Origin of the sequence: Kaistia dalseonensis (assembly GCF_030814715.1) — a bacterium.
GTDB lineage: Bacteria > Pseudomonadota > Alphaproteobacteria > Rhizobiales > Kaistiaceae > Kaistia > Kaistia dalseonensis.
On sequence record NZ_JAUSVO010000006.1, the window covers coordinates 335,947 to 349,113 of the forward strand.

13 protein-coding genes are annotated in these 13,167 nt (G+C 66.6%); 9 read left to right on the forward strand and 4 right to left on the reverse strand.

Translation table 11 applies throughout. The annotated features are described in order from the left end of the window. The first annotated feature begins 2 nt into the window (after positions 1–2). The 3 genes from QO014_RS21025 to QO014_RS21035 all read left to right on the forward strand — a co-directional run bounded on the left by QO014_RS21025 (position 3) and on the right by QO014_RS21035 (position 3,566). Entirely contained in the window at positions 3–1,046 is a 1,044-nt protein-coding gene (locus QO014_RS21025) for a questin oxidase family protein (protein WP_266350716.1), read from the forward strand. Between the two features lie 11 nt (positions 1,047–1,057). Further along, complete coding sequence (locus QO014_RS21030; RefSeq protein ID WP_266350717.1) at positions 1,058–2,254, forward strand: amidohydrolase family protein; 1,197 nt, start codon at positions 1,058–1,060, stop codon at positions 2,252–2,254. A gap of 85 nt (positions 2,255–2,339) precedes the next feature. Beyond that, a complete protein-coding gene (locus QO014_RS21035) occupies positions 2,340–3,566 on the forward strand; it encodes an MFS transporter (protein WP_266350718.1) in 1,227 nt (408 codons plus the stop codon). A 90-nt stretch (positions 3,567–3,656) separates the two neighbouring features. On the opposite strand, the gene QO014_RS21040 is transcribed toward QO014_RS21035, so the two are convergent. Both QO014_RS21040 and QO014_RS21045 read right to left on the reverse strand, forming a co-directional pair. Next, positions 3,657–4,808 carry an FUSC family protein gene (locus QO014_RS21040; RefSeq protein WP_266350719.1) on the reverse strand — a complete coding sequence of 384 codons (1,152 nt, stop codon included), beginning with the start codon at positions 4,806–4,808 and terminating at the stop codon, positions 3,657–3,659. Positions 4,809–4,916: 108 nt separating this feature from the next. After that, positions 4,917–5,699, reverse strand: coding sequence for an SDR family NAD(P)-dependent oxidoreductase (locus tag QO014_RS21045; RefSeq protein WP_266350720.1), 783 nt, complete (start codon positions 5,697–5,699; stop codon positions 4,917–4,919). A 150-nt stretch (positions 5,700–5,849) separates the two neighbouring features. Here QO014_RS21045 and QO014_RS21050 point away from each other — a divergent pair, with 150 nt between their 5' ends. The 4 genes from QO014_RS21050 (at position 5,850) to QO014_RS21065 (ending at position 9,425) form a co-directional block, all read left to right on the forward strand. Next, positions 5,850–6,704, forward strand: coding sequence for a DeoR/GlpR family DNA-binding transcription regulator (locus tag QO014_RS21050; RefSeq protein ID WP_266350721.1), 855 nt, complete (start codon positions 5,850–5,852; stop codon positions 6,702–6,704). Between the two features lie 60 nt (positions 6,705–6,764). Continuing rightward, the gene (locus QO014_RS21055) at positions 6,765–7,565 is read left to right on the forward strand and encodes a BtpA/SgcQ family protein (protein WP_266350722.1); all 801 of its coding nucleotides are present in this window, start codon (positions 6,765–6,767) and stop codon (positions 7,563–7,565) included. A 69-nt stretch (positions 7,566–7,634) separates the two neighbouring features. Then, positions 7,635–9,131 (forward strand): FGGY-family carbohydrate kinase, encoded by a 1,497-nt coding sequence (locus QO014_RS21060; RefSeq protein WP_266350723.1) that lies wholly within the window; start codon positions 7,635–7,637, stop codon positions 9,129–9,131. A gap of 90 nt (positions 9,132–9,221) precedes the next feature. Further along, a complete protein-coding gene (locus QO014_RS21065) occupies positions 9,222–9,425 on the forward strand; it encodes a hypothetical protein (protein WP_266350724.1) in 204 nt (67 codons plus the stop codon). A 287-nt stretch (positions 9,426–9,712) separates the two neighbouring features. Here the strand turns inward: QO014_RS21065 and QO014_RS21070 are convergent, their stop codons facing one another. After that, the gene (locus QO014_RS21070) at positions 9,713–9,931 is read right to left on the reverse strand and encodes a hypothetical protein (RefSeq protein WP_266350725.1); all 219 of its coding nucleotides are present in this window, start codon (positions 9,929–9,931) and stop codon (positions 9,713–9,715) included. Between the two features lie 164 nt (positions 9,932–10,095). On the opposite strand from QO014_RS21070, the gene QO014_RS21075 reads away from it, so the two are divergent. Then, entirely contained in the window at positions 10,096–10,506 is a 411-nt protein-coding gene (locus QO014_RS21075; protein WP_266350726.1) for a DoxX family protein, read from the forward strand. A gap of 43 nt (positions 10,507–10,549) precedes the next feature. On the opposite strand, the gene QO014_RS21080 is transcribed toward QO014_RS21075, so the two are convergent. Further along, positions 10,550–10,747: a heavy-metal-associated domain-containing protein gene (locus tag QO014_RS21080; RefSeq protein WP_266350727.1), complete on the reverse strand. Its 198-nt coding sequence runs from the start codon at positions 10,745–10,747 to the stop codon at positions 10,550–10,552. 140 nt (positions 10,748–10,887) lie between these two features. On the opposite strand from QO014_RS21080, the gene QO014_RS21085 reads away from it, so the two are divergent. Then, complete coding sequence (locus tag QO014_RS21085) at positions 10,888–13,164, forward strand: heavy metal translocating P-type ATPase (RefSeq protein WP_266350728.1); 2,277 nt, start codon at positions 10,888–10,890, stop codon at positions 13,162–13,164. The last annotated feature ends 3 nt before the right edge of the window (positions 13,165–13,167 follow it).

Genomic DNA, 13,167 nt, shown 5'->3' on the forward strand with positions numbered 1-13,167 from the left:
CCATGGCTCTCGCTCAGACATCCCAAAGCAGCACGCTCGAAGACCTCCTCGTCGATGCGCGGCGCGACAGCGTCGAGTTCCCCTATCTGCTCGCCAACCATGTGCCGATGATTCTCGTGGCGCTGAACCGCCTCGGCGCCAGCGATGCGCGTCTCGTCGAATATCTCGCCATGTATCGCCGGGTGAAGGGTCTCGTGCCGATGCCGCCGCGCGTCGCGCCGATCGCCCGCGAGAACTGGCTGGAGGCGCTCGGCGATCGCACGCGCGAGGCCGATTATCGCGACCTCTTCGTCGCCGAAGTGCGCCGCCTCGGCATCGAGGATGCGGTCAAGACTTACCTGCCGACGCTCATTCCCGGCGTCGGCGCGAGCGCGCTGCACTGCCTGATGCGCATTTCCTATGGCCTGCTGCGGATGGATCCAGCCGAAGTCGGCACGGCGATCGGCTATTGGGCCGCGACCTATCTGAAGATGCCGGTCGCGACCGGCGCCGAGCCCGTCACGGATGATCCGGGCGCGGTGCTCGCTGCGTCGAGCGCCATTCCGGACATGCACCATCTGGAGCCCGAGACGGATCTGCTCTGGCATTCGATCCGCGCAGCCGGCGAAGCACCCGGCTTCGCGCCCGTGGTCGACATGCTGGCAATCCATCCCGATTGCCAGCGCCGCCTCGCCGAGACATCGCTCGCCCTCTTCGCGGCGACGATGGATTTCTCCGCCCTGCACGCGGTGACCGGCACCCATTGGGTGCGTCTCACGGCGCCCTTCCTCGCGCCGGCCGACCGCGCGCTGCTCATGCGCCATTTCTGGCAGGTCATCGCCTCGCTCGTGCCGAAGATCGGCTTCCCGTCACTGCCGAGCGCCGAGCAAATCGAGGAATGGCGCAATCTGCCGGCGCCGGGCTGGGACGAGATCGCGGCCGCGGCCTGCGCCTCCGACGACGAGCACGACATCAGCCTGACCTTCTCGGCGCGCGAGGAAGAAAAGATCTATGGCGACCGTCTCTACCGTGTCGTCGCAGCCCGCCGCGTCGGCTTGATCGCCTAACAGGAACATTCATGCAGCCTGATCTCGTCATTGCCGGCGCGCGGTCGCCGGAGGGAGCGCTCGTCGACGTTGTCGTCACGGGCGAGACCATCGCCGCCATTCTTCCCGCCGGCTCGTCGCCTGAGGGTGGCATCCGCATCGACGGCACGAACAAGCTCGTCGCGCCGTCCTTCGTCGAGGGACATATCCATCTCGACAAGACCCTGCTCGGCCTGCCCTTCATCCCGCATATTCCCGGCAATACGGTCGCGCTCCGCATTGCGGCCGAAAAGGAACTGCGCCGCACGGTCTCGCTTTCGGTCGAAGAGCGCGGCGGCCGGCTGATCGAGCAGATCGCGGCCTTCGGCACGGGCAGCATCCGCAGCCATGTCGATATTGACAGCGAGGTCGGCCTCAAGGGGCTGCATGCGGAACTGGCGCTGAAAGAGCGCTATGCCGATCTGGTCGATATCCAGATCGTCGCCTTCCCGCAGAGCGGCGTGATGCGCGATCCCGGCGTCGCCGATCTCCTCGATGCCGCCATGCTGGAGGGCGCCGATCTCGTCGGCGGGCTCGACCCGGCCGGCATCGATGATGACGTGACTGGCCATCTCGACGCGATCTTCGCTGTCGCCGAAAAGCACGGCGTCGGCCTCGACATCCATCTGCATGATCCGGGTCCGCTCGGCGCCTTCGAACTGCGCCAGATCGCGGCGCGCACGATCGCGCTCGGCCTCGAAGGCCGGGTCGCGGTCAGCCATGCCTTCGCGCTCGGCCAGATCGACGATTTCGAGTTCGGACGCACGGCCGAGGCGCTTGCGACGGCGCGGGTCGCCATCATGACCAACGGTCCCGGCCCGGTCTCGATGCCGCCCGTCAAGCGGCTGGAGGCGGCGGGCGTCACGGTCTTCGCCGGCTCGGACAATATCCGCGATGCCTGGTCGCCCTATGGCAATGGCGATCCGCTGCAGCGGGCGATGATCATCGGCTACCGGCAGGAGTTCAACGCCGACGAGGATCTCGCCCATGCCTTTGCGATGGTGACGGCCCTGCCGGCTGCGGTGATCGGCCTTTCCGGCTATGGTCTGGCTGCCGGCAATCGCGCCGATCTCATCCTCATCCCGGCCCTTTCCATCCCGGAAGCGGTGTCGGGCGTGCCGGGCCGGCGGACCGTGATCAAGCGCGGCAAGGTGGTCGCGACGGACGGTGTTCTGAGCCCCCGCGTATAGCGCGCTCATACATCCAGATGATTGGCTTGGCGCCGGAAAACATGGCATGTCTGGCGCCTATCCTCCGGCCCCACGAGAACCAGCCATGAGTTCATCCCACGCACCGGACGCGGCGCATCACCACGCCGCGCATCCCAAGATCACGCCGGCCACCACCTTCCTGATGGCTTTCGCCTGCGGCGCGATCGCGGCCAATCTCTATTATGCGCAGCCCCTGATCGCCCTCATCGGCCCCGATGTCGGCCTGTCGCCGCATGTGGCGAGCCTGATCGTGACGCTGACGCAGCTCGGCTATGGCGCGGGCCTCGTGCTGCTGGTTCCCCTCGGTGACGTCGTCGAGAACAAGCGCCTGATCATCAGCGCCATCGCCGTCACGACCGTCGCGCTGATCCTGATCACGCTGGCGCCGAACTCGGCCCTCTTCCTGATCGCCGCGCTCTGCATCGGCGTGGCATCGAGCGCCGTGCAGATGCTGGTGCCGATGGCGGCCAGCATGACCGACGAGGCGACGCGCGGCCGCACCGTCGGCAATGTCATGAGTGGCCTCATGGTCGGCATCCTGTTCGCGCGGCCGCTCGCCGGCATCCTCGCCGATATTGCCGGCTGGCGTGGCGTCTTCGCCTTTTCCGCCGCTATGATGGTCGTCGTCGCAACGCTGCTGTCGCTCTATCTGCCGCGGCGCCATCCGGGCCAGGGCCAGAGCTATGGCAAGCTTCTCGCCTCGCTCTGGACCATCATGCGCGACACGCCGCTGCTGCGCCGTCGCGGCTTCTACCAGGTCGCGCTCTTCGCCGATTTCAGCCTGTTCTGGACGGCGGCGCCGCTGGAACTCGCCGGCGCGCCCTTCCACATGTCGCAGACGCAGATCGCGCTCTTCGCCCTTGCCGGTGCCGCCGGTGCGCTCGCCGCCCCGATCGCCGGCCGCCTCGCTGATCGCGGCTTCGTCACCATCGGAACGGGCATCGTCATCCTCGGCACCATCGCCGCCTTTGCGCTCGCCGGCCTCGGTGGTGCGACGGCGTCGCTGATGTCGATGGTGGTCGCCGCGATCATCCTCGATCTCTTCGTCCAGTCGAACACGGTCTTCGGCCAGCGCGTGCTCTACACGCTCTCACACACGATCCGCAGCCGCCTGAACGGCCTCTACATCGCGATGTTCTTCGTCGGCGGCGCCATTGGCTCGGCGATTGCGAGCCCGGTCTACGAATCCTATGGCTGGCCCGGCATCGTCGCCGCCGGCATCGCCTTCCCGGCGGTCGCTTTCCTCTACTACCTGACGGAGTTCCTGCCTGGGAACCGGGTGCGGGCGTAGAGCACCGCGCCTCCCGCCCGACATGTCCGCATCTTGAAGTGACATGAAGCGCGTATCGCCGCCTGCCGCCAAGGCTGCGGGCGGCGATGATCAGCCATTTGCCGTCCGCTCGCGCAGCGGCAAGAGGATCAGCGCGACCCCGAGGCCGAGCGCACCGCCGATCAGTGTCTCCCAGATGCGGGACAGGAACAGCAGCAGCGAATGCTCCCCGGTTATCGCGAGCGTGACGATCAGCGTGAAGGCATAGGCGCCGCAGGCGATGTCGTAGCGGTTGGGTAGCGCCATGGCATAGATGATCATGGCGAGCGCGGCCGCAGACCAGAGGAGCATCGGCGCCTCCGTCGCGAGCGGCAGGCAGGCGATGCCGAGCGGCACGCCGATCAATGTGCCGAGGATGCGGCGCCAGACTCGCTCCATCGTGCGCGCGCTCGAATTGCCGATGACATAGGTGCAGGCGGTGATCGCCCAGGCGGCTTCTTCGAGGCCGACGAAATCGTCGAGCATGACGATGATGAGCGCCGCAATGGCCGCCTGCAGGCCCATGATCAGTTCGGGCGGAGATCGGAGCGGGCCAAGGGCTGGCGCCGCATCGGTCGCAGCCGCGATCACCGGATGCTCGGCCGGCCCGCTCAGCACGCGCGGCACGATCGACGCGCCGATGGCGATCAATCCGGCGATACAGACCATCGGGAGGTCGGCCACGCCGAGCCCGGCACCATAGGCGAGCAACTGGCCGATATAGATCTGCGACCCGATGCCCGAGCCGAGAACGCCGAAGCGCTTCAGAAAACCGACCAGAAACGCGCCGGTCACCAGGGTGAGTTCCGCGCCGTGCTGGCCGACGCCGCCGAGAAGCGGCGCGAGCGCGATCATCATGGCGGCCCCGAGCACGGCCGCGGCGCACAGCAGGAGAAGGTCGCGGCTCGATTCGCCACGCTTGATGCGAGCCTCTGAAACGCTCGCCCAGAGCGCGAAGCCGCCGGCGAGCGAACTCAGAGAAGCCCCGCCATGCAGGCCGGCCGAGATGGCCGGCAGCGCGCCCATCATCGCGGCGATGCCGTAGGCCGTGACGAGTCGAAGCCCCTTGATCCGGCGATGTGTGCCGGGATCGATCGCGTCGAGCCAGGCGGCGAAACGCTGCAAGCGACCGGCTGAGGGACCGGCGGCCTTGACCGCCTCGCCATCACCTACAGGGCCGGCTCCAGGCGTACCGGCGCTCGCCTCTTCCCGGATATCGCTCAAGACCGCGCCCCTACACGTGATCGCGTGGCGCCAAGCCTTCGAATTGCGCCCTCGTCACTATCGTGCCGGCGCACTCGTCTTTTCAAGTGGACTGAAGCGATGCCCGCCTCAATCCATCCGGACGCCGCCGGTGATGTTGATGCCCTGGCCCGTCATGAAGCGCGAGGCGTCGGAAGCGAGGAAGACGACGACGTCCGCGACGTCCTCCGGTTCCTCGATCCGTCCGAGCGGCGTCATCGTCACATATTCGGCGCGGACCGCCTCGGGCGTCATGCCGCGCAGTTCCGCCTCCCAGACGATCTCGCGCTCCTGCATCGAGGTCTTCACGAAGCCGGGGCAGACGCAGTTCACGCGGATGCCCTTGGGCGCGAGTTCACGCGCCAGCGACTGCGTCCAGCCGAAGACCGCGAATTTCGACGCCGAGTAATGCGCGAGCAGCGGCGCGCCGACCTTGGCGGCGAGCGAAGCCGTGTTCACGATCACGCCCTTGGTGCCCTCGGCGAGCCAGCGCCGCGTCGCGATCTGGTTGGCGAGGAACACGCCGCGCGCATTGACGTCGAAATTGAAGTCCCATTCCTCATCGGTGATGTCGATGGCGGGCTTCATCGTCGATACGCCGGCATTGGCGCAGAGAAGGTCGAATCCGCCGAGCCCTTCCACGGCCAGATTGAAGGCATGCTCGACGGATTCGCGCTTGGTCACGTCGATCTCGACCGCGAAGCCGCCATTCTTGAGTTCGGCGACGACGCTCTGCGCGGTCATGACGTCGAGATCGGCGATCGCAACGGTCGCCCCCGCTCGATCGAGTGCACGGACAATGGCAGCGCCGATGCCCTTCGACCCGCCAGTGACAATGGCCTTACGGCCGGTGAGATCGAAAATATCCGCCATGGTCCAGCTCCTCAACGCGAAAGCGCCGTCAACAAATCGCAAAATCGAACAGTTTACAACGCTCCGTTTCGCGCATTCTGCGACTATTCAATCCTTTGATGTTCGGTTATGTTCGAACCTGTTTCAGCCTGAACGTCCGGAGGTTTGCATATGGGGCCGGACACACACCCCAATTACGATGCGGCCCTGCGCCTGGGGCGCATGCCGGCCGGCGCACGGCAATCATTGATTCTCGATGTCGTCGAGATGGATGGTTTCGTCTCCGTTTCGCAGATCGCATCCAATCTCAACGTATCCGAAATGACGATCCGGCGCGACCTCGTGGTCCTGGAGGAACGTGGCCTGCTGGCGCGCACGCATGGCGGCGCCGTCTCGGCCGCAACCAGCCCGCGCGAGGTCTTCGATCTGGAAGAGCCGGCCTTCAAGCGCCGTCGCCACCGCAATGCCCGCGAAAAGGCAGCCATCGCGACGACCGCCGCCGGGCTGATCGGCAGCAGCGAGACGATCGGCCTCGATGTCGGCACGTCGACGCTGACGCTGGCCGAGGCGATCGTGGAGCGGCAGGACCTGCGCGTCTTCACCAACAGCCTGCGCGCCGCCATGGTGCTCTCGGCTTCGAAGAGCCCGGTCTATGTGCTGGGTGGCGAAGTGCGCAATCCCGAGCAATCCGTCGTCGGATCGCGCGCGGTGGGCGAGCTCGCCAATTATAATCTCGACCGCGTCTTCATCGGCGTATCGGGGCTGATCGAGGCCGGCTTCTTCGATTATTCGGTCGAGGACACCGAGGTGAAGCGCGCCTTCATCACGCGGGCCGACCAGGTCGTGATCCTCTGCGATTCATCGAAGTTCGACCATCGGTCGCTGGCGCGCGTCTGTGACATAGCCGGGGCCGACATCCTCGTCACCGATGCGCCGCCGCCGGCCCATCTCGCCCGCGCGCTGGAAGCGGCGGATGTCGAGGTGGTGGTCGCGAGCGTCGCGGCCGGCGAACAAGACAGCGACTAACTGAAATTGGCATGGCCGGGCGGCTTCGAGAGCCTCCCCGGCACATAGGAGAGTACGGGAATGGTGTTCGATTTCTTCGGCGCACGGCGCAAGGTTGTCGTCGGCATGGTCCATATCGGGGCGCTGCCGGGCACGCCGCTCTATGACGCCGATGGCGGTGTCGAGAAGCTGATCGCCGATGCGGCGAGCGATCTCGAGAAGCTGCAGGCCGGCGGCATCCACTCCGTCATGTTCGGCAATGAGAACGACCGCCCCTACGTCTTCAAGGGCAGCCCCGCGACGATCGCCGCCATGACGGCCGTGGTAACGGCGCTGAAGCCGATGCTGAAGGTTCCCTTCGGCGTCAACTATCTCTGGGACCCGTCGGCCTCCGTCGCGATTGCGGCCGCAACCGGCGCCTCCTTCGCCCGCGAGATCTTCACCGGCCTCTTCGCTTCCGACATGGGTCTCTGGCAACCCAATGCCGCGGAGGCGCTGCGCCTGCGCCGCGATCTCGGCCGGCCGGACCTCAAGCTGCTCTTCAACATCAACGCCGAATTCGCGCATACGCTGGACCAGCGCCCGATCGCGCTGCGCGCCAAGAGCGCCGTGTTCTCCTCGCTCGCCGACGCGATCCTGGTTTCGGGCCCGATCACCGGCCAGCCGGCCCAGACCTCGGACCTGCGCGCTGTTCGCGACGTCATCGACACAGTGCCGGTCTTCGCCAATACGGGCGTCAATATCGACAATGTCCGAGAAGTGTTCTCGATCGCCGATGGCATCATCATCGGCAGTCACTTCAAGGTCGATGGCAACACCTGGAACGCCGTCGATGGCGACCGCGTGAAGCGCTTCATGGATGTGGTCGAGACGATCTCTTAGGGCTTCGCCCTCGTCCCCTCCTCCTCGTGAGGAGGGGGAAGACCTCATACGACTGACCGGAAGCTCGTCATGCCTGTAGCGAATACCGTCATCGGCCTCGATATCGGCACGACGTCGACCATCGGCATTGCCGTCCGCCTGCCGGACGACATTCTTGCCGTCGCCTCGCGCCCCGTGGCGCTTTCCTCGCCCCGGCCGGGCTGGGCCGAGGAAGACCCGGCCGAGTGGTGGGCGAACAGCGTCGCGATCCTGCGCGAGATCGTCGCCGGCCTGCCGGATGGACCGGGCTCGCTCGCCGGCATCTGCGTCACGGGCATGCTGCCGGCCGTCGTGCTGCTGGACGCGGACGGCCATGTGCTGCGGCCGAGCATCCAGCAGAGCGACGGACGCGTGGGCGCAGAGGTCGACGCTCTGAAGGCCGAACTCGACGAAGCGGGCTTCCTGGCGCGCGCCGGCAATGGCGTGAACCAGCAACTCGTCGCGGCCAAGCTGCGCTGGATCGCGCGGCACGAGCCGGCGGTCTTCAGCCGGATCGCGACCGTGTTCGGCTCCTATGACTATGTGAACTGGCGGCTGACCGGCCGCCGCGCCGTCGAGCAGAACTGGGCGCTGGAAGCGGGCTTCACCGATCTCACCACCGACGCGATCGCCGACGATCTGGTGGCGCTCGCCGGCATTCCGCGCAGCGCCGTTCCCGACCGCACCGTGACGCATGAAATGATGGGCCGCGTCAGCGCGGAGGCCGCGGCCGAGACCGGGCTCCCCGAGGGGCTTCCCGTCTTTGGCGGCGCTGCCGACCATATCGCATCGGCGCTCGCCGCCGGCATTGCCGCGCCGGGCGATATCCTGCTCAAATTCGGCGGCGCGGGCGACATCGTCGTGGCGGCCGCCCATGCAACGCCCGATCCCCGCCTCTATCTCGATTATCACCTCGTGCCCGGCGTCTATGCACCGAACGGCTGCATGGCCGCGTCGGGCTCCGCGCTCAACTGGCTGGCGGGCATACTGGTCGAGGGTGAAGGTCCAGAGCGGCCACATGTTGCGCTCGACAAGCTCGCCGCCGCGGTGCCTGCCGGCAGCGACGGCGTGCTCTGCCTGCCTTATTTCCTCGGCGAGAAGACCCCGATCCACGATCCGCTGGCGCGTGGCACCTTCACGGGCCTCAGTCTCGGCCACGGCCGCGGCCATCTCTGGCGTTCGCTGCTCGAGGCCATCGCCTATGGCTTCCGCCACCATATCGACGTGCTGCGCGACATGGGCCATGAGCCGAAACGGATCTTCGCCTCCGATGGCGGCACGAAGAGCCGGATCTGGATGCAGATCGTGGCCGACATTGTCGGCATGCCGGTCCAGCTGCTTGAAAACCCCTATGGCTCCTCGGTGGGCGCCGCCTGGGTCGCGGCGATCGGCAGCGGACTTTCCGACGATTGGTCCGGCGTGAGCCACCTCGCCAGCCATGGCGCGCTGATCCAGCCGAACGCCGACAATCGCGCCGTCTATGATCACGGCTATCGACGCTACCGCGCGACCTATGAGGCGCTGAAACCCGTCTTCGCGATGGCATAGGCGAAGGGGCCTACAGTCCTTCCGATCGATCGCATGGAACCGCGACCGCCTGCAGGCGTTCCTTCCCTGATCAACCAGACGGAGGATGCGATGACAGCGACCGATCAGAAGCCGACGGATTCCTACGCCAATACAGACGAACAGCAGGGCGGCTTTTCCAATGCGGACGACAATATCCGCCGCCAGCAGAGCCAGGATCTCGCCGACGATCGCCAGAACGGCACCCTGCCGGACCCCGCCGGCGAACGGCATGCGCCGGACGTGATGGACGAACGTTTGACGGACGGCACCTGACAGGTCGCAGTGCGCGCTGTTTGCCCGGCTGATACCCCAGGCCGGAACGGCGCGGGAACGCCTCACTGAGGAACCCTGGGGTGCCGGCCATTGACCTCCAGAGTCGTCACGAACAGGGTTGGGAGGGCCGCGGCATCGCTGCGGCCCTTCTCCTTTTGGGGAACCAGCCGCGCTTCACATGGACCGCCAGACGCAGAAAGGCCCGGCGCGCTTGCACAGAGCCGGGCCTTCGTCTCAAGCGCTTCGGGCACGCCACCACCTTCGCGGTGGCCGCATCTCACCCCGGATCAGTTGGGCTTGATGCCCTTCTCGATCTGCGAGGGCGAGGGATGCAGCGCCTTCACGTCGGCACCCGTGATCCCCGAGCCCGGCTGCACTGCCGCCGGCGTATCACTGCCGGGAAAACTGTCCGTCAGCTCCTTGTCGAGCTTTCGTTCGGTTTCCTTCTTGGCCTCGCGCTTGGCGCGGCCCGGAACGATCGTGTTCAAAATGGATTCGATCGACATCTCGTCCTCCTGTTCAGCAATCTCGTCGTCGAGGATTCAAGCGTTCCATGGTGATTTCGTTCCATGCCGGCGCGGCCTCACGCCGAGGACGCCGCATCGTGATGCGCGCCGCGCCGCATTTGCTCTATGATCGATAACGCGAACATAGGCAGCCGGAGGCGTGAATGGACCGGGTACCGGTACTGGCAAAGTGGCAACCCGAAATCCTGAGCCTCGTCAGGATCGCGACCGCGCTGATCTATTTCGAATTCGCGACCGCGAAGCTGTTCGGCTTCCCCTATGTCGAGATGCTCGCTTCGGTAGAGCCATTCACACTGTTCTGGTACGCCGCCATCATCGAGCTCATCGGCAGCCCGCTATTGCTGGTCGGGCTCTTCACTGGCCCGGTCGCCCTCATCCTCTCGGGTGAGATGGCCTTCGCCTATTTTCTCATCCACGGCCCGCAGGACTTCTTCCCGATCCGCAATGGCGGCATCGAAGCCGCCCTCTTCTGCTTCATCTTCTTCTATATCGCCGCCGCTGGCCCCGGAGCATGGAGCCTCGACCGGCTGATCATGCGGCGGCGCAGCCACTGAGCCGCCGCCGATCCTGAGCGAAATGGCCTTCGTGCCATGCGCCTCAGACTCGAGCGTTCTCATAGCCCGCTTCGCGCACCGCCTCGGCAATCGCCGCCGCGTCCAGCGCGCTCTCGACGGTCACGAGCTTGGCCGCGAGATCGACCGCGACGGTCGCGGCCGGGTCGAGCCCCTGCACGGCCTTCCTGACCGTCGAGACGCAGTGGCCGCAGGACATATCGGGCACCTTCAACGTCACCATGAATCGCTTCCTCTTCATTACGATACCCGGAATGTGCGGCTTCCAACGATGGCAAGGTCAAGACCGAAAATGAGGCCTTGACCTTGCCATGATGGGAAGCTCTATCTCCCTGGTCATCATCCCCCAACGGGACCATTGCGATGACCAGCCTGCCCAACCCATCCACCCTCACGCCGGCGACGGAGATCGATCTTGCGATCGAGGGTATGACTTGCGCCTCCTGCGTTGCGCGGGTGGAAAAGGCGCTGAAGAAAGTGCCGGGCGTCGGCAGCGCCAATGTCAATCTCGCCACCGAGCGGGCGACAGTCCATGCGTCAGATGCCGGCCTCGCCGTCACGGCGCTCGAAGAAGCCGTGCGCAGCGCCGGCTATGAGGCCCATGTGATCAGCGCCGCGGCGCCGCAGGAGGATCTTGCCGAAAAGCGCGACAGCGAGGCGCGTGAACTGGGCCGCGCGCTGGCCCTGTCAGCCGCGCTGACCGCTCCCGTCTTCCTGGTCGAAATGGGCAGCCATCTTCTGCCGGCCTTCCATCATTGGCTCGGCATGACGCTCGGCCCCTGGAACGGATATGCCCAGTTCATCCTGACTTCGCTGGTGCTGATCGGTCCCGGCCGGCGCTTCTTCCTCAAAGGCGTCCCCGCCCTGCTGCGCCTTGCGCCCGACATGAACGCGCTCGTCGCGCTCGGCGCTGGCGCCGCCTATCTCTATTCGGCCGTCGCGACCTTCCTGCCTGCCTTGCTGCCGGCCGGCACGGGGGCGCTCTATTTCGAGGCGGCTGCCGTCATCGTCACGCTGATCCTGCTCGGCCGCATGCTGGAGGCCCGCGCCAAGGGCCGCACCGGCGCCGCGATCCAGCGACTGGTCAAGCTGCGGCCCAAGACAGCGCGTGTGGCACGAAATGGCGAGACGATGGATGTCGTGCTCGATGATGTCCGGATCGGCGATGTCGTCATCGTCCGGCCCGGCGAGCGGATCCCCGTCGACGGCCGTCTTGTCGAAGGCGCATCCTTCGTCGACGAGTCCATGATCACCGGCGAGCCGCTGCCGGTGGCCAAGGCGATTGGCGACACCGTCGTCGGCGGCACGATCAACACGTCCGGCAGCTTCTCGTTCAAGGCCGAGCGCGTCGGCGCCGCGACCGTGCTGGCGCAGATCATCCGCATGGTTGAAAGCGCGCAGGGCGCCAAGCTGCCGATCCAGGCGCTGGTCGACACGGTCACGGCCTGGTTCGTACCCGTCGTGATGGCCGCGGCGCTCGCAACCTTCATCGGATGGGCCGTCTTCGGACCCGAGCCGTCGCTGTCGCTCGCGCTCGTCAATGCCGTCGCCGTGCTGATCATCGCCTGCCCTTGTGCCATGGGCCTCGCCACCCCGACCTCGATCATGGTCGCGACCGGCCGCGCGGCCGAACTCGGCATCCTCTTCCGCAAGGGCGACGCCCTGCAGACACTGCGCGACGCCACCATCATCGCGATCGACAAGACCGGCACGCTGACCGAGGGGCGGCCGGCCGTGACCGATCTCGTGACTGCCCTGGGCTTCGACCGGGCGGACGTGCTGCGCCTTGCCGCCAGCCTCGAAGCCCGCTCGGAACACCCGATCGCGGCCGCCATTGTCGCGGCGGCGGAGGAGCAAGGCCTGACGCTTGCGCCTGCGATCAGCTTCGAGGCGATGGCCGGCTTCGGCGCCTCCGCGATCGTCGATGGTCGCGCGATCCTTGTCGGCGCCGACCGCCTGATGGCGCGATCCGGTCTCGACATCGCCTTGTTCCGTGACGAGGCCACCCGTCTCGGCCTGGAGGGCAAGTCGCCCCTCTATGTCGCGATCGATGGCCAGATCGCCGCGATCCTGGCCGTTGCCGATGCGATCAAGCCGTCGACGCCGGCCGCGATCGCCGCGCTCAAAGCGCACGGCCGCCGGATCGTCATGGTGACGGGCGACAACAAGGCGACCGCCGAGGCGATCGGCCGGCGGCTCGGCATTGACGAGGTCGTCGCCGAGGTGCTGCCGGATGGCAAGGTCGCCGCAATCGAGCGGCTGAAGGCGCGCGGCGCCAAAGTCGCCTTCGTGGGCGACGGCATCAACGACGCCCCGGCGCTCGCCACCGCCGATATCGGCATCGCGATCGGCACGGGCATGGATATCGCGATCGAGAGCGCCGATGTCGTGCTGATGTCAGGCGACCTCACGGGCGTCGTCCGCGCCATCGCGCTGTCCAGGGCGACGCTGCGCAATATCGGCGAGAACCTGTTCTGGGCCTTCGCCTATAATGCCGCGCTGATCCCCGTCGCCGCCGGCGCGCTCTATCCGTCGTTCGGCATCCTGCTGTCGCCGATGCTCGCGGCCGGCGCGATGGCGCTGTCGAGCGTCTTCGTGGTCGGCAATGCGCTGCGGCTGAAGCGCTTCAACCCCGCCTGAGGA